At 60.9% G+C, this 22,929-nt stretch carries 20 protein-coding genes and 2 pseudogenes; 10 read left to right on the forward strand and 12 right to left on the reverse strand.

The features are described from left to right. A partial coding sequence (locus Q2941_RS43775) for a YcgN family cysteine cluster protein (RefSeq protein ID WP_458196430.1) occupies positions 1-372 on the reverse strand: 372 nt, incomplete at its 3' end. 294 nt (positions 373-666) lie between these two features. On the opposite strand from Q2941_RS43775, the gene Q2941_RS43780 reads away from it, so the two are divergent. The 4 genes and pseudogenes from Q2941_RS43780 (at position 667) to Q2941_RS43795 (ending at position 4,962) form a co-directional block, all read left to right on the forward strand. Then, on the forward strand, positions 667-2,964 hold the full coding sequence (locus Q2941_RS43780) for a transglycosylase domain-containing protein (RefSeq protein ID WP_458196419.1): 2,298 nt from the start codon (positions 667-669) through the stop codon (positions 2,962-2,964). Positions 2,965-2,973: 9 nt separating this feature from the next. Beyond that, positions 2,974-3,552 (forward strand): DUF1214 domain-containing protein, encoded by a 579-nt coding sequence (locus Q2941_RS43785; protein WP_027521287.1) that lies wholly within the window; start codon positions 2,974-2,976, stop codon positions 3,550-3,552. Then, on the forward strand, positions 3,549-4,133 hold the full coding sequence (locus tag Q2941_RS43790; protein ID WP_027521288.1) for a DUF1254 domain-containing protein: 585 nt from the start codon (positions 3,549-3,551) through the stop codon (positions 4,131-4,133). The genes Q2941_RS43785 and Q2941_RS43790 overlap by 4 nt, the downstream gene beginning before the upstream one ends. Before the next feature lie 326 nt (positions 4,134-4,459). Beyond that, positions 4,460-4,962: pseudogene (locus Q2941_RS43795) on the forward strand (GrpB family protein). Positions 4,963-5,102: 140 nt separating this feature from the next. Here the strand turns inward: Q2941_RS43795 and Q2941_RS43800 are convergent. From Q2941_RS43800 to Q2941_RS43810, 3 genes and pseudogenes are all read right to left on the reverse strand, one after another. Continuing rightward, on the reverse strand, positions 5,103-6,479 hold the full coding sequence (locus Q2941_RS43800; protein WP_051389608.1) for an FAD-dependent oxidoreductase: 1,377 nt from the start codon (positions 6,477-6,479) through the stop codon (positions 5,103-5,105). 197 nt (positions 6,480-6,676) lie between these two features. Next, the gene (locus tag Q2941_RS43805) at positions 6,677-6,976 is read right to left on the reverse strand and encodes a hypothetical protein (protein ID WP_027521290.1); all 300 of its coding nucleotides are present in this window, start codon (positions 6,974-6,976) and stop codon (positions 6,677-6,679) included. Between the two features lie 206 nt (positions 6,977-7,182). Then, positions 7,183-7,881 (reverse strand): annotated as a pseudogene (locus tag Q2941_RS43810) (hypothetical protein); the annotation flags it as partial. Here Q2941_RS43810 and Q2941_RS43815 point away from each other — a divergent pair. Further along, the gene (locus tag Q2941_RS43815) at positions 7,762-9,627 is read left to right on the forward strand and encodes a winged helix-turn-helix domain-containing tetratricopeptide repeat protein (RefSeq protein WP_458196420.1); all 1,866 of its coding nucleotides are present in this window, start codon (positions 7,762-7,764) and stop codon (positions 9,625-9,627) included. The pseudogene Q2941_RS43810 and the gene Q2941_RS43815 sit on opposite strands and share 120 nt — an antisense overlap. 40 nt (positions 9,628-9,667) lie before the next feature. Here the strand turns inward: Q2941_RS43815 and Q2941_RS43820 are convergent, their stop codons facing one another. From Q2941_RS43820 to Q2941_RS43845, 6 genes are all read right to left on the reverse strand, one after another. After that, a complete protein-coding gene (locus Q2941_RS43820; RefSeq protein WP_027521292.1) occupies positions 9,668-10,432 on the reverse strand; it encodes a hypothetical protein in 765 nt (254 codons plus the stop codon). A gap of 2 nt (positions 10,433-10,434) precedes the next feature. Next, entirely contained in the window at positions 10,435-10,632 is a 198-nt protein-coding gene (locus Q2941_RS43825; RefSeq protein ID WP_254113292.1) for a hypothetical protein, read from the reverse strand. A gap of 4 nt (positions 10,633-10,636) precedes the next feature. Continuing rightward, positions 10,637-10,822, reverse strand: coding sequence for a hypothetical protein (locus Q2941_RS43830; RefSeq protein WP_458196422.1), 186 nt, complete (start codon positions 10,820-10,822; stop codon positions 10,637-10,639). Beyond that, positions 10,819-11,076 (reverse strand): hypothetical protein, encoded by a 258-nt coding sequence (locus tag Q2941_RS43835; RefSeq protein WP_458196424.1) that lies wholly within the window; start codon positions 11,074-11,076, stop codon positions 10,819-10,821. The genes Q2941_RS43830 and Q2941_RS43835 overlap by 4 nt, the downstream gene beginning before the upstream one ends. A 40-nt stretch (positions 11,077-11,116) precedes the next feature. After that, positions 11,117-14,524: a CHAT domain-containing tetratricopeptide repeat protein gene (locus Q2941_RS43840; protein ID WP_458196425.1), complete on the reverse strand. Its 3,408-nt coding sequence runs from the start codon at positions 14,522-14,524 to the stop codon at positions 11,117-11,119. Between the two features lie 285 nt (positions 14,525-14,809). Further along, on the reverse strand, positions 14,810-15,742 hold the full coding sequence (locus Q2941_RS43845) for an ornithine cyclodeaminase family protein (protein WP_458196426.1): 933 nt from the start codon (positions 15,740-15,742) through the stop codon (positions 14,810-14,812). 275 nt (positions 15,743-16,017) lie between these two features. Here Q2941_RS43845 and Q2941_RS43850 point away from each other — a divergent pair, with 275 nt between their 5' ends. Both Q2941_RS43850 and Q2941_RS43855 read left to right on the forward strand, forming a co-directional pair. After that, positions 16,018-17,445, forward strand: coding sequence for a DUF1254 domain-containing protein (locus Q2941_RS43850; protein WP_458196427.1), 1,428 nt, complete (start codon positions 16,018-16,020; stop codon positions 17,443-17,445). A 334-nt stretch (positions 17,446-17,779) separates the two neighbouring features. Continuing rightward, the gene (locus Q2941_RS43855) at positions 17,780-18,610 is read left to right on the forward strand and encodes an LssY C-terminal domain-containing protein (protein WP_254113296.1); all 831 of its coding nucleotides are present in this window, start codon (positions 17,780-17,782) and stop codon (positions 18,608-18,610) included. A 281-nt stretch (positions 18,611-18,891) separates the two neighbouring features. Here Q2941_RS43855 and Q2941_RS43860 read toward each other — a convergent pair whose 3' ends face one another. Next, positions 18,892-19,179 (reverse strand): tetratricopeptide repeat protein, encoded by a 288-nt coding sequence (locus tag Q2941_RS43860; RefSeq protein ID WP_458196428.1) that lies wholly within the window; start codon positions 19,177-19,179, stop codon positions 18,892-18,894. A gap of 317 nt (positions 19,180-19,496) precedes the next feature. Between Q2941_RS43860 and Q2941_RS43865 the strand changes: the two genes are divergently transcribed. From Q2941_RS43865 to Q2941_RS43875, 3 genes are all read left to right on the forward strand, one after another. Continuing rightward, the gene (locus Q2941_RS43865; protein ID WP_458196431.1) at positions 19,497-20,078 is read left to right on the forward strand and encodes a VOC family protein; all 582 of its coding nucleotides are present in this window, start codon (positions 19,497-19,499) and stop codon (positions 20,076-20,078) included. A 27-nt stretch (positions 20,079-20,105) separates the two neighbouring features. Continuing rightward, complete coding sequence (locus Q2941_RS43870; RefSeq protein WP_254113298.1) at positions 20,106-20,801, forward strand: glutathione S-transferase family protein; 696 nt, start codon at positions 20,106-20,108, stop codon at positions 20,799-20,801. Between the two features lie 298 nt (positions 20,802-21,099). Beyond that, a complete protein-coding gene (locus tag Q2941_RS43875) occupies positions 21,100-21,693 on the forward strand; it encodes a hypothetical protein (RefSeq protein WP_027528123.1) in 594 nt (197 codons plus the stop codon). A 387-nt stretch (positions 21,694-22,080) separates the two neighbouring features. Here Q2941_RS43875 and Q2941_RS43880 read toward each other — a convergent pair. After that, positions 22,081-22,929, reverse strand: an 849-nt coding sequence (locus Q2941_RS43880; protein ID WP_458196429.1) for a helix-turn-helix domain-containing protein, incomplete at its 5' end; no start/stop codon positions are given.

Consider the following 22,929-nt stretch of genomic DNA (forward strand, 5'->3'; position numbering starts at 1 on the left):
GGTATTGGGATCGCCTGAGATCAGCGGGTGCCACCAATAGAGGTCGCGCCCTTCGGCGACGAGCTTGTAGCCACAGCTCGGCGGCAGCCAGTTCAGGGTTCGGACATTGGCCGGCGTCAGGCGCACGCAGTCCGGCACCTTCTCGGACCGATTCGGGTAGTCTTTGCAGGCGCAGGTGCCGGCATCGAGCAGCTTGCAGCCGACATGGGTGAAATAGATGTCCCCAGTGTCCTCGTCCTCGAGCTTGTTCAGGCAGCAGCGCCCGCAGCCGTCGCATAGGCTTTCCCATTCAGCCTCCGACATCTGCTCCAACGTCTTGGTTTTCCAGAAGAATCCTTCCTGGCCAGAAGGTTGTTTGGGAGCTGCGGTCATAGCGTCTTCAACTGATTTCATAAGACAATCGGCCAAGCCATCTAGGGCGCGAGCCGATGGCGCTGCAAGCGGCGCCATCGACGTTCCGTAAAGATGCGGGGCCAATTAGGCCTGTCGTTCAAAATCGCGAGGCTGACCATTGGTTTATGGCCCCCGCTCGGCTAGAACAACCTGCGAGTCCCCCGAAGGACGCAATTGGGCGCCTTGGGTTTGCCGCAACAGTCCCGCAAGACGTCTCGATGCCGCCCCGGCCGGGTGCTTGAACGCTTTCGAACCGAGCCTCAAGGGTTCTAGGTGCGCCAGATCATACCACCGCATTGGAAGAGCAAGGCCCGGAATTTCTTCCTGGATCTCGACGCGCGCATCGATTCCTCGCTGTTCTCCTCGGCCAAGGGCATCCGCGAGCTCTATGAACGCTACTCGACCTTCATGGACCGCTTCTATGTCGGGCGGTGGAAGCGCTGGGTGTTCATCGAGCCGCTGTCGGAGGCCGCCACCCTCGGCCTCGGCGGGCTCGTGCTGCTGCTCACCCTTGCCATCCCCGCCTTCCGCGAGACGGCGGATGAGGACTGGCTGAAGAAGTCCGACCTCGCGGTGACCTTCCTCGACCGCTACGGCAACCCGATCGGCAGCCGCGGCATCAAGCACAACGACTCGATCCCGCTGGAAGACTTTCCGGACGTGCTGATCAAGGCGACGCTCGCCACCGAAGACCGCCGCTTCTACGACCATTTCGGCATCGACATCGCCGGCACCGCGCGCGCGCTCGTCACCAACGCCCAGGCCGGCGGCGTCCGCCAGGGCGGCTCCTCGATCACCCAGCAGCTCGCCAAGAACCTGTTCTTGAGCAACGAGCGCACCATCGAGCGCAAGATCAACGAGGCGTTCCTCGCGGTCTGGCTGGAATGGCGCCTGACCAAGAACGAGATTTTGAAGCTGTATCTGGACCGCGCCTATATGGGCGGCGGCACCTTTGGCGTCGACGGCGCGGCGCATTTCTACTTCAACAAGTCGGCGCGCGACGTGACGCTTGCGGAAGCCGCGATGCTCGCCGGCCTGTTCAAGGCGCCGACCAAATACGCCCCCCATATCAACCTGCCCGCGGCCCGCGCCCGCGCCAACGTGGTGCTCGACAACCTCGTCGATGCCGGCTTCATGACCGAGGGCCAGGTATTCGGCGCCCGCCGCAACCCGGCCTTCGCTGTCGACCGCCGCGACGAGGCCTCGCCGAACTACTATCTCGACTACGCCTTCGACGAGATGCGCAAGCTCGTCGACACCTTCCCGAAATCCTACACCGAGCGCGTCTTCGTGGTCCGCACCGCGATCGACGCCAACGTGCAGAAGGCCGCGGAAGAAGCAATCGAGAACCAGCTTCGCCAGTTCGGCCGCGACTATCACGCGACGCAGGCCGCGACCGTGGTGTCGGACCTCGATGGCGGCATCCGCGCCATGGTCGGCGGCCGTGACTATGGCGCAAGCCAGTTCAACCGCGCGACCGACGCCTATCGGCAGCCCGGTTCCTCTTTCAAACCATATGTTTACACGACGGCCCTGCTAAACGGCTTTACGCCGAATTCGGTTGTGGTCGACGGCCCGGTCTGCATCGGCAACTGGTGTCCGCAGAACTATGGCCACTCCTATTCCGGCTCGGTGACGCTGACCCAGGCGATCACCCGCTCCATCAACGTGGTGCCGGTGAAGCTCTCGATCGCGATCGGCGCCAAGGAGCAGCCGAAGGCGCCCAACCCCGCCAAGATCGGCCGCGCCAAGATCGTCGAGGTCGCCCGCCGCTTCGGCATCAAGGCGCCGCTGCCCGACACGCCGTCGCTGCCGATCGGCTCGGACGAAGTCACCGTCATCGAGCATGCAGTGGCCTACGCGACCTTCCCCAACCGCGGCAAGGCGGTGACGCCACACGCAGTGCTGGAGGTGCGCACCGGCGCCGGTGATCTGGTCTGGCGCTGGGACCGCGACGGCCCGAAGCCGCGGCAGGCCATTCCGCCGAACATCGCCGCCGACATGGCCGGCATGATGAGCCACGTGGTCAGCGAAGGCACCGCGCGCCGCGCCGCGCTCGACGGCATTCCGACCGCGGGCAAGACCGGCACCACCAACGCCTATCGCGACGCCTGGTTCGTCGGCTACACCGGCAACTTCACCTGCGCGGTCTGGTACGGCAATGACGACTACTCGCCGACCAACCGCATGACCGGCGGCTCGCTGCCGGCGCAGACCTGGCACGACATCATGGTCGCGGCCCATCAGGGCGTGGAGGTCCGGGAGATTCCCGGCATCGGCATGGGCCAGAAACTGCCGCCGCAGCCGAAGGAGGCCAACGCGCAGGCCAGTGCGGCGCCAAAAGTGCTCGAGACCAAGCCCGGTCCGCCGCCGGTCCTGACCAAGCGCGGCGCAGATATTCTGGTGCGGGTGGAGAAGCTGCTCGACGATGCGGCCAAGACCGCGACCAAGACGACGTCCGACGACACCGCGAAGCCGGCCAAGCCCGCCTCGCCGTCGAGCGCGCTCGCCTTCCCGCAGAACTATGCGGCGGAGGAGAACGCGACCTCGTCCGGCCCGCGCAAGAACTGACCTGACCCCGTGCGGCTGATCATCATCACATTGACGGCCCTTCTGCTCGCGACCGTCGTCGGCGTCGGCGCGACCTGGATGACGACGACGCGCGGCACCGATATCGGCGCGCTCACCATCGGCGCCTGGACCGCGCGGCCGCGCACCGGCACGGCCGACGTCGACCCCTATTCGCGCGCCACCATCGTGCGCAACGGCGAGCTGCCGATCGGCACCGGCGACGGCGTGGCGTTCACCGCGACCACCGACGACAAGAAGAAGGCGCTCGACGGCCGCTGTGACATCGTGGTCTCCGGCGTGACCCCGCCGGCGCGGTTCTGGACGCTGACACTCTATGACCGCAAGGGTCATCTCGTCGCCAACTCGCTGCAGCGCTACGGCTTCACCAGCCAGGAGATCGTGCGGCAGTCGGATGGCACGTTCGAGATCCGCATTGCCTCGCGCTCCCGCTCCGGCAACTGGCTGCCGACCGGCGGCATCGAGCGTTACGCGCTGATGCTCCGCCTCTACGACACGCCCGTCGGCGTCGCCACGCGCACCCAGCGCGACGCGCCGATGCCACAGATCGCGACGGTGGGCTGCCCATGATCCGGCTCGCGTTCACGATATTGGCCGGCGTGCTGCTCGGCCTCATCGTTCACCTCGTCAGCGTGCTGGCGCTGCCGCGCATCGCGACCCAGGACGCCTATTCGCGGCTGACGCCGATGACCAAGGAAAACGCGGTCACGCAGCTTCCGCTCGCCGATCCCAACACCTCGCCGATGCCGTTCATGGACCCGGCCTTTGCCCTCGCGATCTGCCGCTACGATCTCTCCGGCGGCCCTTTGAAGCTGAAGGTGCCGGTGAGCCAGGCCTACACCTCGGTGTCGTTCTACACCCGCAACGAGATCGCCTATTACGCGATCAACGACCGCTCCGCCGGCAAGAAGGTCATCGAGCTCGATTTGATGACGGAAGCCCAGCACAACGCGCTGCCCGAGGACGAGGAGGTCACCGCGGCCGACCGCCTCATCATCGATTCCCCGAGCGCGACCGGTCTGATCGTCATGAAGGCGCTCGCCGCCGAGCCCGGCCTGATGCCGCAGGCGCAAACTTCGCTGGCCGCCGCCTCCTGCGCGCCGCAGACCGACGCCCCCGCCAAGGCCGAGGCCCCCCGCGGCCGGCGCTGAGCGGCCGTTTCACGCGCTGACCAAATTCTGGAAAACAACCCCATGCAAAGTAGCCGAGGGCCGGATGGCTGGCCGGTTATGCTCACTTTGAGTTTTGTCGTTCTTGGCCATAGCAGGCCTCAGAAGCTAACCAAATGAGCTCGAACCAAACTTGCCGCGCGAGCAAGTTAAATGCTACCGTTTGTAGCACACATGCGATCTGTGGTGTCGTGAAAGCTAGATTTGAAACCGACGGCCTACATCGGAAAGCCGTTCAGATTGAAGGGCACTATGAAGATGTGCTCTCGATGGCTTTCGTGATCGCTCCCTCCGGCTAACGTTTATTCATGCCGCTCACTAATCGGATACGAACTTATGATCCGAGGTGGCCACAACAATATGCGAGCGAAGCGACACGCCTGCGACCTGTTTTAGGACCCGTCTTACTGGAGATTCATCATGTCGGGAGCACAGCCGTACCCGAGTTAGCCGCGAAAGATGAAATTGACATACTTGCGGTCGTCAATCTCACCGGCTCGGTGGAGCAATGGAAACAATCCTTGGAAGAACTTGGTTACTGCCGTGGAGGCGATTTGTCCTCCCGCCACAGTTTCTTCAAACGCGACGTCGGTAGAGTTCGTACGCACAAACTTCATACCATGAAGGTCATCCGCAGATCGTCAGAATGCTGAGGTTTCGAGACCACCTGCGACGGCACGCAGCAGACCGCATGAGATACCAAGAACTGAAATTTCGATTGGAGCGAGAGAATACTGGGGGCATTCAAGAATATCTCGCCGCCAAAGAGCCGTTCATCGACGCCATCCTCGCCGACCTCGAAGGAGCATGACGGACCTGTCGATGCCGCGACGTTATTTCTGCCCCCGTCGGCAACCTCCAACGACCTCCACTATTGTGCCCTGATGCGCGCCGCATCGGCACCTCTCCTCGACGGGATCATTGCTGTTATTTGACTGAAGCCGGTCGGGGCTAAGCGGCCTGGTGCCCCCGACCAACGTCGCGGTGCTGCATGTCGCGACTTCCATTCCACACTTTCAGCGCGTTCGCCGGGCTCAGCAACGCGGTCGGCTGTTGCGCAAGGTTGGCCACTTCCAAGAACTTGGTCGCCAGCGCCGCGTCACGATGCGCCGCGCGGTAAAACTTCCCTATGTACCAGTTGACAAAGCGCACCTGCGCCGTCCGCTTGCCCTCAACACGCGGGTTTTGCAAATCACTGCCCACGGCAATTTGCCAGGGAGCTTCAATGAACCGACTGGCCATCTGGAAGAATCGATGAGCAAGGCCTTGTGTTCCTTTTGCCAAACACTCGCGCAAGGCCAGCGATTCCAAACAGGCAACCGTCATTCCCTGACCATAGACAGGATCGAAGCTGCACAAGGCGTCGCCATACACCAGATAGCCTTCTGGGAAGCGAGCCAGTTTCTCGTAGTGCCGTCGTACGTTCGAAATAAACTTGTATGTCGCAAGCGGAGTGAGCGGTTCTGCATTCTGGATCACATTGAATATTTCCGGCTTTTGCAAGCTACGTGCAAATTCAAGGAAACCAGCGTCATCCGCTGGTACTTGATCGCCCATGTAACCGCCTAATGTCACGGTCCAACGTTCGCCCTCCTGTGGCAAAAGGGCACCAAAGCGAAAATCAGGCAAGCACGCTCCCATAAGAACGAACTTCCTACCATACAAAAAATTCTCCATATGTTCGGGTTTGAGACGATAGAAGCGAGTGACATAGCCAAGATTGACAGTCACCTGCTCCTCTGGCGGCTTTTCGAAACCAAACGTGTTAAGCCATGTCGGGCTTGATGACCCGCGACCACTGGTATCAACCACGAGATCGGCTTCTATTGTTTCCCTGTCATCTGAACCATCTTTTGATCGGACGCGAACGCCAGTCACGCGGCTTGACTGGCGATCAAACAACGGCTCCACGACGTCACGTCGCTCCCGCAACCGAATATTGGGTAGTTGAACGAGCCGCCGTCGTACGAAGCTCTCCAGCGTCGGTCGGCTCACCCCGAGCGCGACCATCTTGCTGGGGGTATTGTGAAGATAGCCGCCGTAGTTGAACCAAAGGCCATCGTTGACCATGTCCGCAGGTACTGCTCCCTGCGCAATGATTCCCTCGGTAAAGCCGGGAAACGATTGCTCGAGTACCTCGCGCCCACGGGCAAGCAATCCGTGGGTATGCCGTCCTTGCGGTGCGCCTTTGCGAGGATCAGGCGAATCCGGCAGCGCATCACGCTCAAGTACCGTAACTTCGTCGAAATGATCCGCCAAAGCGCGAGCGGCCAGAAGACCACCCATTCCCGCGCCCACAACGATCGCGTGCTTGCCAACGTGCGCCATCGACCTCTCCCAGCACTTTACTTAACCGCAGGACGAAGCAGGACAGTCGTTGAACATTCACCCGGTACTATCGATTGCGCCGGGTTCAACATCATCGCGCCTTTCGGCACCACCAGCAAGGCTGCACGGGAGCGGAGGCCGCCGGCTCATGTCCAGCGGCCTCCGCGTTCAACCTGGTTCGCTGTGCGACGTCCCGACTAGATATCGATGCTGACGGCGATGTTACGGCCCTGTAGTTCGGAAATCTTCAGTCCGTCAGCCATCACCTGCGCGAATTCCGGGTCCTTTGCCACGGCCTCCTGCACCTTGCCGTAGACTTCCCAACTGGAATAGCGCGTCGTCACCAGCAACTCTCCTGCCCAGTGGCCCGTGTGGAAACGGGACAGCCGAAGAAATTCGGCACCGTGTTTTTCGAAGATCTTCTTCGCCTGCCTAACAATCTTGGTCATTTCCTCAGGCTTGTCGGTCTTGAAACGGGTAAATTGCACGATCGGCATGGGACTACCTCCATTGTGATGTGAAAGATCCAAGAGGCATTTATCGAGCGAGGTTTGAGGAACGAATCTCAACGCAATCTCGATGAACGTTTGTCTTCATCGACTTGTTGTTGGTTCAGGCTTGGCAAGCGGCAACAACTCTGCCCTTTCGCGGCGGATGGGCTCGCATCGTCACTGGCTGAAGCACGTGGGCTGATTTCAAGACCTGCCGGCGCCACAGGCAAGGTGCGCACGAACACGAAGCGGGAGGTCAGGGGTATTTCCGCATCGGCGCGACCGTCCTGGCCGATGAGGATGAGGCCTGCTCCGCCATTTGCCACGGTCAGGATGACTGCTTCACCTGTCCATGTCCGGATCGGCTCCATTCCTATTATGAGAAACTCACCGATGGGCTGGTCCAAATATTGAAGCCTGAGCTGCGGCGCGATTTCAGCCGGCGCAAGGCCGAAGCCCAGTTGCTGCGCGAGCGCGTAGATTTTCCGTAGCGACGCCGTCTCGCCCTGAAAGCCCAGTTCGGCGGCCGACACCGTCAGAAGCTCCACCGCCACTTTCGTGCCGCTGACGGTAAAGGCCGGCCGAGCAAGAGCCGCCGCAGCCGAGTCGCCGACGCCGCAACCGATCGCACTCATGGCATTGAGAAGAGCGAACGAATTCGAGAATGTCCCGATTGTTATCGTCTTCCACACCGCAACATCCGAAGCGGACGTCACCGGGCTCTGCGGCTTCGGGACAGCGGGAGCCGTCTTGAGCGTCAACTGTCTCTGCAACACATCGCGTGCGGTGCATTGGGCCTTGGCGTCGTTCGTGGGCCCGAGGATGCACGCCGTGCAGAGCGACAACACGGCAAGCGAGGTGCCGGCGCGTCGGGCAGATGCGATGGTCTGCAGCAACCATGTACCGCCCATCAGCGCAATCAGGCCCCTCATGATGACCTCCCCCGCAACGCGAGATCGGCATGCGGCGATGCTGTTCTTGTTCGACGTGTTCGGAGGATGCCAGCATGTCCTCCGGAACACTTTACAAGCGGCTTTCTTTTTTCTTACCGTTACCTTCTAACCCGATCCATGGTGCCATCTTACCTGGAGGGGCAGCATTTGTTTTATTCATTCGCGGACTGCACTCTCAACACGGATCAGCGTGAGCTCCGCCGTAACGGCGATCTCGTCGTCGTCGCGCCGCAAGTCTTCGATCTTCTCGCGTACCTGATCTACAATCGCGAACATGTGGTCAGCAAGGACGACCTCATCGCTGCGATCTGGAAGGGGCGGGTCGTTTCGGACTCGGCGCTGACGACCCGCATCAATGGGGTCCGATGCGCGATCGGTGACAGCGGCGAGGAGCAGCGGCTCATCAGGACGCTACCGCGCAAGGGCGTCCGCTTCGTCGGGGTCGTGCACGAAGAGCGAGAGCCTGCGCATGTGATTGCCGGGTCTTGGGATCGGCCGGAACAGACGCTACCTTATCCGGAGCGGATCTCGATTGCCGTACTGCCGTTCAACAACATGAGCGGCGATCCCGAGCAGGAATACTTCGCGGACGGCATGGTCGAGGAAATCACGACAGCGCTTTCGCGGTTCCATTGGCTGTTCGTGATCGCTCGCAATTCGAGCTTCGCCTTCAAAGGCAAGGCGATCGACATCAAGGAAGTCGGACGCAGGCTCGGCGTGCGCTATGTCCTCGAGGGCTCCGTGCGCAAGGCGTCCGGAAAAGTTCGCATAGCAGGACAATTGATCGACGCGGCAACGGGCGCGCATGTCTGGGCGGATAGCTTCGAGCGAGACCTGAGCGATATTTTCGTGCTTCAGGATGAGATAACGACCGCGGTCGTCTGCGCGATCCTGCCAACATTGCTTCGAACGGAAATTGCAGCGGCAACTCGGCGGCGGCCGGAAAACCTCACCGCCTATGATCTTCAACTCCGAGCCATGGCTCAGTATTCCCTGGCGACCCGCAAGGGTGTGGCCGAGGCGATCAGGCTGGCCAATCGCGCCCTCGAGCTCGATCCCGGGTTCGGTTTTGTCGCGGCGCTGGCGGGTCTCTGTCACATGGTCAAGGTACTATGGGGCTTCTCGACTGACCCTCAATCCGACAGGAATGAAGCAGTGCGGTTTGTGCACCTCGCGTCAAGGATCGATGATGGTGATCCGCAGACGCTGGCAACGTCCGCGTTGGTCTTGGCGTTCATGGTCGGCGATTTCGAACGTAGTATCGAGATGGTCGACCGGGCGGTCGCGCTCAACCCCAATTCATACTGGCTATGGCTCGACAGAGGCTGGGTCTATCACACCGCGGGGGCTCCGGAGGAAGCGATCCGCAGCTTCGAACATGCAACGCGCCTGAGCCCGATCGACCCGATGCTGGACCGGTTATCGGTTGGCATGGGGATGGCCTTTATCGAGCTTCGTCGCTTTGACGAGGCCATCGCCGCGGGCAAGAAGGCTTTCCGGTTCAACCCCTCTCTTTCGGCGACTTACTGGTGTCTGGCGTCTGCTTTTGCCCATCTCGGGCGTGACGCAGAAGCGCATGAGGCTGCGGGCCGTCTGCTCGAGCTTGATCCCGCCTTCACGATATCCACGTGGATGGCTCGAGGTGGACAGACCAACGCAAGGCTGGCGATCGAAGGTCTCCGCAAGGCGGGGCTACCCGAGTGAACTGCGCTCGTTTGCTCTTACGGATTGGTGCAGCCGGCCCCTACCCGAGGATCCCCTTCAATCCCGCATAGATCGAGCCGACCGCCGTGGCGGCGACGCCCACGAGCGGGCCGACCGTCTGCATGAGGTCCTGGATCAGGCGCGCCCTGCGGCGCAGTTGCTCCTCGCCGACATGCTGGCCGAGAAGGCGCGCCATCCTAAAGGCGAAGGCGTTGGGCTTGCCGCCTTGCGTCAGCACGCGCGGCAGCACCTGGAAGATCACGACACCGAGGATGTTGCCGGACAGGAAGGCGAGCAGGATGCTCGCGCCATATTCGAAGACCTCGCGCCACTCGACCCAGACTTCGGGAAGGATCGGGACGCGGTCGTGGATGCCGGTCACCGTCAGCATCAGCTGGATGCTGAGGGCCGCACACAGCACGCCCAGCACCAGCGCACCGATCAGGGAGATCCGGTGCAGCGGATAAGCGATGAGGCCGAACAGCAGGGGTATGACGATCGACGCCAGCCGCAGCGGCAGCGGCGAGATGTTGAAGGTGATGGTAACGAGGACGTGCGCGGCCACCAGCAGCAGCGCGGGAATTGCGACATAGAGAACCGCGTGGGTCGCAAAATACCGCAGCGGATTGTTGTAACGCTCGAGCCGGGCGCCGACCCGGTCGAGATCGCGCCTGAGCCGGTCGAGGTCAGCGACGATCTCGTCGATCTCGGCGAGCATGGGACGCACGACACGAAGATCGCGCGAGCAGTGCTTGCACGCGATGGCCTCATCCTTGATGGTTTCGGCGCAGAACGGGCACTCCATCGTCAGCGCGACTTCCTGCGGGTCATGATCGCCTCGATCTCGGCTCGGGCGCGCCGCAACTCCTCACGCAGCAGGTCCCGCTTGCGCAGAAGATCGTCGCGCTCGGCGATCAGCGTGGCGGGAATGGCAATGTCGCGCGCGCAGGACGCGCAGACCAGCGCGCTCTCGGCATTGTCCGACTGGCAATAGGGACACTTCATCGCTTCATTTCGGCGCGACTTTCAGGATGAAACTGGCAGTGCCGGGGCGGCCGTCGCTGTCCTTGATGTCGACCCGCACCATATATTCGCCCGGCGGCAATTCGGCATCCTGCATGTTGATGCCATCGGCCTGGATGAACGGCTTGACCCGCGCGGTCAGGTCCACGTTGGGCGAGCGCAGGAAGATCACCTTGACCGAGTCCGGATCGATCTTCGCCCGCCGAAGGACTCGAACTTGAGCTGCAACCGCAGCGGCGAGCTGACGGCATCGCTGGGCGAGACCACTTCCACCTTCGGACCGCGCAAAATGCCGCGCCGGTCGGTCGCAATGGCCGCCTTCGGCGGTGGCAGCCTGGCTTCGTCTTCCGTGATCAATTGCGTCGCTCGCGCGGCCCCCGAACTCAAGAGGCCGGCCGCGACGAGCCCGAGCAGCGTCTTCCGCATCATCCTCGCTCAACCCTTCCTTCCCACACACCACGTCCCGCTAGCGCACCCCGCCGTCGCCGATGATCGAGTACGGCGCCCAGAACAGCGGATGCGCGTAGGCGAATTCGGTCTTGCCCTCGCCGTTAAGATAGCCCGGGCCGTCGACGAGAGCCATCATCGCCTGGCGCAGCGCCTCGCTGCGTCCGATCTTCGGATCGTCCGCCTGCCGCTTGAACAGGTCCGTCACCAGCTGCCGCGCCGATTGCGAATGCACCGACCAGTTCGTGACCAGCAGCGCACGCGTACCGGCATAGAAGAAGGCGCGGCCAAGGCCCGAGGCCGCCTCGGCGCCGGCCCCTGCTCCAGCACCGGTGTTGCATGCCGACAGGATGACCCAATCTGCATCGAGCTTGAGGCCTAGGATCTCCTCCATGGTCAGGAGGCCATCCCCCTCCTCTCCCGTCACCGCCGGCGACGACAGTGCGAGCGCGGGCTGGGTCAGGCCGTTGAGCTCGCCCGGCACGAGGCCATGGGTCGCGAAGGCGAGGATCTTGAAGCCGGAGAGGTTCATGGTCTTGACCGCGCTCTCGGTCGCCTTGCTGCCCAGGAACAAGACCTTTGACGGGTCAGCCTGCAAGGCAATCGCGATCGACTTCAACTCGTCCGCGGTGTCGGGCAGCCGGGGCAGCAGCGCGAGCTCGGCGCTGTCGACGCCTTCCAGCTTCGGACTGTTACGCCGCTTCAAGGGCATGCCGCGTGTCACGTTGCCGCCGGCATCCGCAACCTGGACCTTGGCATCGGTGGCTTCCGCCTCGGCCTGCTGATCTCTGTTGAAATAGGGATCGCCGAACGCCACCAGCTCGCTGCGTCCGGGCTTGCCTGGCGGTAATTGCCGCAGCGTCCTCAAAGCGGCCGCCGACGGCACCGTCGTTACCGCATGGGTACGCGCAAGCCATGGCACGTTGCGATAGCTGACGAACAGCGGGTCATCATCCTGCGACACCTCCGCAGGCGCCGTCGGCAGCAATGAGAGCGGCAGCAAGCCGAGCGCGCCGTTGGTGACGACGATCAGGTTCTTCGCCGGCTTCCAGCCGCCTTCGACCGGCTTCAGCAGGAGCTCGTAGAGCTCGTAGGCGAGCTTTAGGTCGAACGGGGGAATGTCCGAGATCATCGCCGCCTGCGGCTCGAGCGCCTCGCGCAGCTTGCGGATCTTGCTCTCGATGTCGCCGATCCTGGCATTGACTGCGGCGAAGGCTACCGGACCCGACTTGGGGACGGCCCAAACGAAGCTGCCGTTCTGGCCGAAATAGAACGACAGCATCGCCTCGTTGTCGGACAGCGTCGCGCGGATTTCCGCTACGCTCGGCGGCTTGGGCGATACCAGATCGGCGTAAGACGGAAACTTCTGCTTGATCTCCTGCCGCGCCTTGTCGCGCTCGCCGCGCAACGCCGCGATCGAGGCCTGGATCTGCTGAACGCCCTTCTCGTCGCGATCGGCCGAGGGAATGGCGAGCACGTTGTTGAGCGTGCCGAGCTGGGCATTGACCTGCTTGGTCAGGTCCTGCTCCTTGCGCACGAGATCGGCCAGCGCCGGGTCCTTCGCCGCCGCGCGCGCACTGGAAGCTGCCAGCGCCTGCTGGACAGACCGGCCGCGGATGGCGTCGGCAAGGCTGAAGGTCTCCTCGCCGACCTCGTTGCTGGTTCCCTCGGCGCGTGCGAGCAGGAGGAAATAATTTTCGACGGTCCCTTGCAGCCGCTGGGTGCGCGCGGCAACTACCGTCGTGTTCTCGTCGTCGGCGTTCTCCCGCGCATTCGCCATCATGATCGGGATCGCGGCCTTGAACTCGCGGATCGCCTCGGCATCGCGGTGCGCCCTCATCAGCCCGATCGCCAGCGTTCCCCGCGCCGAGGCAGCGTCGAAATGGTTCTCGCCGACCCGGCCGACCTGTTTCTTCACCAACTGCTCGGCCGCGGCGATGCCGGCATCGATCTGGCCGGAGGCATAGAGCGACAGGATCCGCGACGGATTGAGCTCGAACACCTGGCGCCGCTGCGGATCCCAGTTGGCGACCGCCTTGTCGATCCTCGCATACATCTCGTTCGCCTCAGGCGTCTTCCGCCGCAGCGTCAGCATGCCGGCAAGCTGCGAGAGCAACTGCACGGTGGCTTGCGACTCCTCGGGCACGCCGACAGTCTTGTTGATCTCGAGCGCGACGCGGCCGATTTGCTCGGCCTCCTCATAGCGGCCTTCCTCGACCAGAATGCCGGCGAGGCCCATCACGAAGCGCGGCGTGACCGGATTGTATTTGCCGGTGTCCTTCAGCCGTGCCAGAAGGGCCCGGCGCGTGTCGACCTCGGCTTCAGCCAGTCTGCCCTGCCTCGCCTTCATGCGCGCCTGATTGAGCACCATGCTGTCGACAACCTGCAGCAGGAGCGTCTCTGCAGGCGGGTTTTCCGATTCCAACACTGCCTTGTTACCGGCTCTCTTGCGCACCTCCGCCGCGCGATAAGCGGCCTCGGCTTCGGCAAACTGCCCCCGTGCCTCGAATATTATCCCGCGGGTAATCTCGATTTCACCCTCCCAGGTCTGGCCGAACTTTGCATAGGACGCTCGCCAGCCAGGAAGCCCACTGGTACGCGCTTCCTGGATCCCAGTCAGGCTGCGACGCAAATAGGCTTCGGCCTGCGCAACATCACCCATCTGGATGAGAATGGACGCAACCGTGCGGTTTGCGTTGAACTGATATCCTTTCGCGCCCGGCACATTGAGCGTCTCGCGCAAGAGCCTTTGCATGATCTCCAGCGCGCGCTTGGGATCGCCTGCGAGGGCGTATTGCACCGACTGCAACTGCAACAATCGCCCCATCATGTTCGGGCTGACCGCCCCGCGGCCCACTTCCACGGCCTTGTTGGCGTCGGCGGTGGATTCGGCGAGACGCCCGAGCTGGGAGCGGGCATTGGCGCGATCGAAGTAGAATTGCGCGAGATCCTCGCGGGATTCCTTCCCTGTCGGCGCGGCATCAGCGTCCGCCTTCAACTCGGCGATCAACTTCTCGTCCGGCTTTTCGCTATCGAGGATTGCAGTGATGTCGGCGATCGTCCGAGGCGGCGCCACAAAGCCTTTGGGCAGTGCCGTCCCGGGCGCCAGCTTGGGCGCCTCTTCCTTTGGCGCCGCGACCGCGACATTGGCGCGGCCATTCGCTGCGTTGAGGGCGGCGAGCACGCAAGCATGAACCTGCGGCCTGGCCTTGGCGCGACAGGCTTCAATATCCGCACCGGCCTTGCGACCTCCCTGGGCCTGCATGCAGGCCTGCACGATGGGCTTGCCGACCGTCATCCGGCAGTTCTCGACCGCCGCTTCCTGTGTGAGAGCGAATACCGGGCCGGTCGATGCCAGCAGAGCGCCGATTGCGAGGAGTTTGCGGATGCCTGGCGGCGACAGGTGATTCAAATGACTTTCGAACATGACCGGAGCCCCTGATCACATGCTGAAAGAAATGGTCAAAAATCAACGCGTCTAACACATACAATCTATCGATATCGGCGCTCGCGGGACAAGCACAAATCTATCCGACGAAGGTTCGAGACGAGCCTGTTCGCCGCTGGTGCGCCGCACAGTCATTCGGTCTCCGTCGGGATCACTGCCCGGATGGAACCAGGCCGGTTCGCTCTAGCCACGCACGGTCGCCGTCGGGCCGTAAGGCGGCCGGGCGGCAACCGGCGGACTGTTCTCCTGCAAGGGGCCGTGCTTCTACCAGGGGCTCTCAGTCACATCCTCCCGCGCTGATCTACCCTCAATCGCATCATAGACGAGCCGCGCAGTAGCGATATCCTCGACGGCGAGTCCCACCGACTTGAAGATGGTTGTCTCTGACCGCTGCAATTTCTTCGAACCGGCAAAGAGCTCCCCTGCCTCTGCAGAGATAGCAGCTTTGGACAAAATTACGTCGCCGGATTCCTTGAGCACGGCTTCGCGGGAGTCCACAACCAGCGTATTATGCATAGCTGCATCGTCGAGTTCTCGCCAGGTCGGCCTCGGAGAGCCGACCGCGTTCACGTGTGCACCTTGCTTCAGCCACTCGCCCTTCAAGAAGGGTTCTACAGCGTTTGTTGCGGTCACCAGGACATCTGCACCTCGCACAGCCGGTTCGAGGTCCATCGCTGTTGCATCATGCAGTTCGGCAAAGCGCCGCGCATGATCCATCGTCCGGCTCCACACTCTCACTTCTTCAAAATTACCTATGTGCCGTAGAGCCTGCAGATGCGCGTGCGCCTGCACTCCACTTCCGAGCAGCGTTAGAACCTTACTGCCATCGGGAGCGAGATATTTTGTCACCGCTGCCGAGACGGCTGCTGTTCGCATTTCGGTAATGAGCCGCCCATCCAAAAACGCCAGTGGCTTCCCTGTTTCCGGCTCAAACAGCATGATCACGGCTAGATGTGTCGGCACGTTCGTACCAGCGTTCTTCGGAAAGAAGCAGACTAACTTGGCGCCGATCCCATGCTCCGCCGCAGCGGGCATGATGCCCAGGAAGCGCTTCCCTTCCTCGATTGTGAGCATGTTGCGCACTGGCTGAATGACGCGCCCGCCTGAAAAGGCCGACAGCGCCTCTTCCATTGCGGGTATGAGTTGTTCGTATTTCAGAACCCTGGCGATTGCTGCTTCGGTCAGGGTAAGCACCATCGGAACCTCCCCTCGCTGATGCACTCAAGGCAAAAAGGTATTTTCCGGATTCTACGGTTGATCCTAGCACCAAGCGAGCTAGGACAATGTCCGAATCCGCAGATGAGCGAAGTGGCATATGCCTCGTCGAGGTCCGCTTAGCGAGGCACAGCGGACGAGATTTGCTCTCGTTCAGTTCTTCGCATTTTGACCCCGAGCGGACATAGGTTGATCTAGATCAATCTGCCGTCGCGACGACCTGTCTCTCCCTGTGACACGTGGAAAGGGAGAAGAAGATGATCAGAAATAGATTGCCCGTTGTGGCACTAGCTACCGTTCTCTCGTTGCTGACAGTTTCGGCGCTTGCCGAGACACCGCCCGTAACGGAAAAAGAAGCGCACGCCATCGGCGTCGATGCTTATCTGTACTTCTATCCACTGATCACGATGGATTTGACGCGAAGGCAATCCACCAACATTGAGCCGGGCAAAGAAGTAGGCAAAGGCCCGATGAATGCCTTCACGAATGTGAGCGAATATCCACCCGCAGATTACAGAACAGTAGTGCGAGTGAATTTTGACACTCTCTACTCCATTGCGTGGCTTGACATGACCAAGGAGCCGATGATCGTTTCCGCGCCGAATACTGATGGCCGATATTACTTGTTGCCAATGCTCGATATGTGGACCGATGTATTTGCCTCGCCTGGCTGGCGCACGACCGGCACACAGGCAGGCAACTTCCTCATCACACCCCCCGGCTGGAGCGGGACGGTCCCAGCGGACATGACGCGGATTAGCGCGCCGACGCCCTTTGTTTGGATCATTGGGCGAACTAGGACAGACGGCCCAGCGGATTATGATGCAGTTCACAAGATACAAGCCGGATACAAGGTCACGCCGCTGGCTGAATGGGGAAAAACGGCAAAGCCGGTCGAAGTAAAGATTGATCCAAGCGTCGATATGAAAACGCCGCCAAAAGTTCAGATCGACACGATGCCCGCCGCGAAGTTCTTTGCCTATGCGGCGGAGCTTCTCAAGGTCAATCCACCGCATATCACCGACCAGCCGGTCATTGCGCAATTGCAGCGGATCGGTTTCGAGGTAGGAAAGAGCTTTGATCTGGACAAGACGGCACCCGCCGTTCGCAAAGCGTTGGAGGGCGCTCCCGGTGAAGCGCAGCAATTAATGAGGTGGAAGATACCGACGCTGGCGCGCGTGGCGAACGGTTGGTCGTTGAACACCGACACGATGGGTGTATATGGCAACTACTACTTGAAGCGCGCCATTGTTGCTCAACTTGGCTTAGGCGCTAACCTTCCAGAGGATGCCGTCTACCCTATCAATCTAGCGGACGAAACCGGAAAGCCTCTCGACGGAGCGAACAATTACACGCTGCACTTCGACAAAGGTGAGACGCCGCCAGCGGACGCCTTCTGGTCCGTCACGCTCTATGACGCCCAAGGCTTCCAGGTTGCGAACCCAATCAATCGGTTTGCGGTCAGCAGTTGGATGCCCTTCAAGTATAACGCGGATGGATCACTGGACCTTTACTTCCAGAATGAAGGTCCCGGTGCAGGCAACGAGGCCAACTGGCTTCCCGCCCCAAAGGGCGCATTCAATTTGCTGATGCGTCTCTACGCTCCAAGATCAGAGGCCCTCACAGGCAAGTGGAGCCCGCCGCCGGTTTCGCGAGTGTCGCTCCCGACTTTGGGTGCCCAATAGGACGCTTACCCGAAGTGGATGTCGCCTAATGGCCCCTCGCGTCATTTGCTGCGTCTGCACAAATGCGCGCGCTATGGGACCGAAGCGGAGATCGATTGGTAGCGAGCACTGCCCGGCTCAGTCGCGAACGACCCGAACGAGACATTGTCCGTGGCCCTGATATCGTCCTTCGCTGATGCACCTGCATGCCGCCTGTAGGGCGGCTCTGACCAACGAAGTAGAACGGAGCGAATAATTTGCTCAAACGACAATACGGATTTAATCTTCTACCTAATCAAGCCGACGTCGAGAAGTTGCTGATTCGATCGGAATTCGAACCAAGCCGTGCAAGATCATGAGATTACTCAAACGTTTTGTGCAACGTTTGCTGATCTTCGGATTGGGAATCTTCTGCATTTGGTTGATTGTCTTTGTTGTCTTTGAAACCGTGGACCGCAGACTACCCTGGATTCTGGCCGTCGGTGCCACCTACGGCATTGCCGCGTACATTGTTCTGCCGAGGGCCATTCGGATAGGGCTGAAGATTCTCCAAAGCAAGCGTGTACCGAGTTACACAATCACGGGTGACGGATTGCCTGGAGACCCCGTGAATGTCGTGCTCGTCGGTACCCTCCAGCAGCTTCGCGAGGCCTTTGCGGCGCTCGGCTGGTCGGAGGCAGATCGGCTCAGTCTGGCCAGCTCATGGGGAATGGTCCGAGCCTTCGCGCTGAACGCTCCATATGCCACCGCCCCATTCAGCACACTCTATCTTTTCGGGCGTGGCCAGGACATCGGCCTTCAGAAGGCAATCGACAACAGCCCCCGGAAGCGCCATCACATACGGTTCTGGGCTTTGAGCCAGAAGCGCGCCCGGGCTACCTGGGGAACCGCAGATTTCTGGCTAAACACCGAACGCCCGCCCGACAATGAAAGCGTTCTCTGGATAGGAGCCGGCACCAAGGACACGGGCCTTTCCCTCACTCGCCTTTCGTATCAGATCACCCACGCCACGGATTCTGACACAAATGCGGAGCGCGACTATATTATCGGCGAGTTGAGGAAAAATCGATCTATCGAGACGGTGAAAGTGTACAAAGCCGGCGAAAATCTCCTCTCCGAGCGGGTCAACCACTACATTACTGATGGCGAAATCGCGTTGGCGGTGCTCGCAGCAAATTGCGATTGATACGCACCCGGAGAGTGGCTTCCGCCGTCAATATCGGAGACCTGTGGGCGTCTGACCGGTATCCAGATTTAGCCATTTCCTCATCGTGGGCGCTGCGCGCCGACGAGGCTGATCGAATAGCACGCATTTGCTGCGATGCATGAGTCCGGAAGTGGACCTTCGCGACGGTTTGAGCAGCGCCGAAATCTTTCCGAACTTGAGGGTAGACCGGACCTCACTCCGATGGCTCAAAACGGCGCTCGTGACCCAACGCGGACCTTGGGGCCATGCCTGCATCCGCGCTACCGTGGCGCGCGGAGGCCGCCGTCGTCCGGCTGTCTGGTCAGCTCGATGGCCTTCTGCTGATCGGCGAGCGTCGCGACCTCATCCTGCTTGTCCGCGTGGGCCTTACTACGGGCGCCATGGGCCTTCGGATCAATCGGTGTGAGTTCGATCTGTGCGCTGTAGTCGTCGATGGCGGGTTCAAACTCCCCGCGTGATTGATGCGCCCCGCCTCGAGAGCCGTAGGCAGCGCGTAGGATGGGTAGAGCGAAGCGAAACCCATCTTCAAACACCCGCCGCGCCGACACGGGGCGGAGAACTCAAAGCGAGTTGGGGCAGTGTGGCGCGAAGGGGGTGATGGTTTCGCAAGAGCTCTACCCATCCTACGAGGCTGTGACTCTTTTCGTATCGAGCGTCAGGTGGATATGATTCTCTAAGCAGCGGACTCTTTCACCGGGAGCGGCGACGCAGCGCCACCTCCCGCAAGATCCGGTTGCCGCGCAAGCCCCGTTTGAGGAGTTCCGGCCCTGGAGATCGCCTGCTCTTTGGAATCAATTGGCTGCAGAGCTTGGTGTGCAGGTGGCGCCCCGGTATGGTAGAGTCCAAGCTTGTGGAGCATTCCACCATGCAAAAGCTTCAGAGCCAGGGTGTTCACCACATCACGCTGACGGGCGCCGACCGCCAAACGTCGATCGATTTCTGGGAGGGCGTGCTCGGTATGCCCTTCGTGTTTGAGCAACCCAATCTCGACAACGCGTCCGAGAGCCATCTTTATTTTGATCCGGGCGATGGAAGGCTCATTACGGTCTTCACCGACGAGCATCGTAAGCCCGATCCCCGCCGGACGCCGACGGAGCCCGGCTGCGTGCATCACATCGCCTTTGCCGTCTCACGCGCCACCTTCTCGCAGGCGATCAAGCGCCTGGACGAACGCAAGATCAAACATACTGGCGCCAAGGACAGGGGCTTCATGGATTCCATCTATTTCACCGACCCGATGGGCCTTCTGATCGAGCTTGCGTGTTACCGATTTGAACCGCCGAACGGCTATACGCATGTGGATGTGCTTATGGAGGCCCATAAGATCCGCGTCTCCCGCGGAGATCGCAACATTGTCGAGGTTCATCTCGCCGATGCCATCGAGGCGCTGGTTGCGCGACGTAACGCGTCGCTCTCCACCGACAGGGCACCAAAGAACCCATATTGAGCGTCTTCGGCAGGGCCGAGATTGCAAATGGAGGAGGCCATGAACCTGAACGTGCTGAAGCCGAGCGTAAACAACATGGCAGTGCGCGTCTTTGTCCGTGCAGCCGATCTGGAGTTCACGGAAGAGGATGTTTACGGCAAGACACGTACGCCGGAATTCCTGCAGAAAAACCCCGCACACATGACGCCGATGCTGGAGACGAAGGAATTGCCGAAGGGCGGAATGTGGGAGAGCTGCGCCATCATGCAGTATCTCTGCAACAAGCATGAGATCACCACATTGTATTCGAAGACCGCCGAGCAGCGCGCCATGGTCGACAGCGCCATGTTTTATCTCATCGGCACGCTCTATCCCCTGGTCGCGCGAGCTACCTATCCGGCACTCGGCTTCCCGCAGTATCCGGGTGAAGTGGGCGCAAGCGACGCCGATGCGTCCGCGAAGGAGGCGGCACAGAAGGCCGCGATTGCCGCGGTTGCCGAGCCGCTCGAGGTGTTTCACAAGTTCTTTATGGATGGAAAGCCGTTCATCGGCGGCGCCGCGCCCTCGATCGCCGATATCCGACTCGCAGCGACCCTCGAGTTTCTTGCAGTGGTCGATTATCCGCTGCCTTCTTGGGCCACAACCTACATGGCAGCGATGGAGAAATCTCTGGGCAAGGCCTATTCGGAACCTGCGGCCGACGTACGCGGCTATATCGCCTATGTGAAATCGCAGAAGAAATAACAAAGCTGTTAATCGGCGTGGGGTTCTCGATGCCGATCGGTACGATAAGTCGATGATCCACTTGACGTTGGAGGGGTCATGCTTCGGCGCCGATTTACAAGCATTTCTCGTGTCGCGCGGCCAATTCTTCCGGATTGTAGTAGCCCCACAGGTCGGCGACCTCAATCTTTGGAACGCGGACGAACCAGAAAAGATAATGTATCGGCGGCGATCGGTTTCAGCCTTGGCTGAGACGAAAGAGGAATTGATTCTGTTCTGCCGCCGGCACGCCGCTTTGATGAGACGCTGGGAGGAAAACATGAGCAAACTTGCGCGTTCTATTTTCGTCGCCGCGCTAAGCTTTATCTTTATCGGTGCAGCACTCAGGCCCGTCGCAGCGGAGGAGCCCTACAAAGCTCAGCTCGATGCGTTGCGCAAGTCGCTGGAAAAATACCAGGATTATAGAGTAGCCGTGCGTGACCTCTACCTGTCGACTGTGGGCTGTGTACACTATTCTGGCGAGAAAATACCTCATCACATGGAATATCCCAAAGGCGCCATGGGCGTACACTTTGTCAATCTCACGGTACAAGGCGCTCCTGATCCGATGAAGCCCAATGTTCTGATCTACGAGCCCGTAGGCAAGGAACTGAAGCTGGTGGCTGTTGAGTGGCTTGTGCCTTTAACGGCAGACGCCAAGCAGCGGCCCTCTCTCTTCGGCCAACCCTTCATGGGCCCAATGGAGGGACACGAACCGCTCATTCCGAAGGAGTTTGTGCATTATGATCTGCATGCCTGGTTGTTCAAGGACAATCCGCTCGGCATGTTTGCCCCTACCAACCCATATGTTAGCTGCGAGGGCTCGGACTTTTCCCTGCTGGAGAAGCCGACCATGATGGTACAGGGCCCATAAGCACGTGTCCGGATCTGGCCCTTCGCGTCATTTCGCGTGCGTGCAATAATCAGCTCGCTTCAAGGTAAAAGCGGACATCAATTGGCAGGCAGGACCGACTGGCTCGGTCAAGAATGCCCCAACCCCGATTGCATTGCACACACCGGCGGGCAATCAAAGGCGAAGCTGTTGATTGAGGGCCTGAGTAAAGCGGGGTTGCCCGAATGAGCCCCCGCGCGGCGGCTAGCGCATGACCGCCTCTGGCCCCTCGCGTCATTTGCTGCTTCTGCACAAATGCGGGCGTTATCGGGACCGAAGCGGACATTGATTGATAGCGAGCACTGCCCGGCTCAGTCGCGGATGCCCCTGAGCTGACTCGGCCGCCGCGTCGCTGCCACCTCCCTGCCACTAGCCGGACGGTCGTGCCACGCTGTCCCTGACACCGAGCACCTCGCGACGCCATGTCGCCGGGCTCACGCCGACCAAGGCCGAAAAGACCTTTGTCATGTGGCTCTGATTGGCGAATCCGGCTGATATCGCAATCTCGGCCAGCGGCAAGTCAGGCACGGTCATCAGCTTCTGGGCCGCTTTCACGCGCTGGCGAAGCAGCCATTGGTGCGGCGGCAGGCCGGTTGAGGCGCGAAACGCGCGCGAAAAATGGCTGACCGACAGGCCAAACTCGGCTGCGATCTGTTGTAATGAAAGAGTACCTCCGAGATCGGCGTCAAGCTTTTCACAGGCTTGTTTGGCCTGCCATGGGGCGAGACCGCCGCGGGCCAGCGTGCGGATGGTTCGCAGCCCCCCATAGGTTTGCGCGACGTGCGCGGTAAATGCGAGCATCGTGTAATCGATGAAGAGCCGGTTGATCTCAGCCGGCTGACGCAGCGCTTGCAGGAGCGCTCCACCGATATGACGGATGACCGGGTCGTCATGGCCGGCGCCAAGTTGAGAGGGGAGTTCACCAACACGCGGTGCGCCGGACTGCTCAGCGATGCCGTCGAGCGCCGAGCGCGGAAGATAGAAATGGAGGGAGTGGCATGGCTTGTCGATCACGAATCTCGGATTCTTCTTCATGTCGTACAGGTAGGTTGCGCCCGCATGGATGTTGTTCTTGACGGCAGGCGTGCCGAGTTCCCGCTGCTCGCAATCCGGATAATCGCTAAGTATCAGGCTGACAACATAGGAATCCTCAAGGACCATCCCGCCGGAAAGACTCCGCGTCGGGGCATCATCCCGGACTTCAGTGACGGCGATATC

This window comes from Bradyrhizobium sp. UFLA05-153, assembly GCF_054185185.1.

Excerpts from the sequence above, each read along its gene's own strand:
- Q2941_RS43790 (WP_027521288.1), top strand. The coding sequence starts at position 3,549 with ATGATCCGGCTCGCGTTCACGATATTGGCCGGCGTGCTGCTCGGCCTC.
- Q2941_RS43800 (WP_051389608.1), bottom strand. The coding sequence starts at position 6,479 with ATGGCGCACGTTGGCAAGCACGCGATCGTTGTGGGCGCGGGAATGGGT.
- Q2941_RS43805 (WP_027521290.1), bottom strand. The coding sequence starts at position 6,976 with ATGCCGATCGTGCAATTTACCCGTTTCAAGACCGACAAGCCTGAGGAA.
- Q2941_RS43820 (WP_027521292.1), bottom strand. The coding sequence starts at position 10,432 with ATGGAGTGCCCGTTCTGCGCCGAAACCATCAAGGATGAGGCCATCGCG.
- Q2941_RS43825 (WP_254113292.1), bottom strand. The coding sequence starts at position 10,632 with ATGAAGTGTCCCTATTGCCAGTCGGACAATGCCGAGAGCGCGCTGGTC.
- Q2941_RS43835 (WP_458196424.1), bottom strand. The coding sequence starts at position 11,076 with ATGCGGAAGACGCTGCTCGGGCTCGTCGCGGCCGGCCTCTTGAGTTCG.
- Q2941_RS43840 (WP_458196425.1), bottom strand. The coding sequence starts at position 14,524 with ATGTTCGAAAGTCATTTGAATCACCTGTCGCCGCCAGGCATCCGCAAA.
- Q2941_RS43845 (WP_458196426.1), bottom strand. The coding sequence starts at position 15,742 with ATGGTGCTTACCCTGACCGAAGCAGCAATCGCCAGGGTTCTGAAATAC.
- Q2941_RS43850 (WP_458196427.1), top strand. The coding sequence starts at position 16,018 with ATGATCAGAAATAGATTGCCCGTTGTGGCACTAGCTACCGTTCTCTCG.
- Q2941_RS43855 (WP_254113296.1), top strand. The coding sequence starts at position 17,780 with ATGAGATTACTCAAACGTTTTGTGCAACGTTTGCTGATCTTCGGATTG.
- Q2941_RS43865 (WP_458196431.1), top strand. The coding sequence starts at position 19,497 with ATGCAAAAGCTTCAGAGCCAGGGTGTTCACCACATCACGCTGACGGGC.
- Q2941_RS43870 (WP_254113298.1), top strand. The coding sequence starts at position 20,106 with ATGGAGGAGGCCATGAACCTGAACGTGCTGAAGCCGAGCGTAAACAAC.
- Q2941_RS43875 (WP_027528123.1), top strand. The coding sequence starts at position 21,100 with ATGAGCAAACTTGCGCGTTCTATTTTCGTCGCCGCGCTAAGCTTTATC.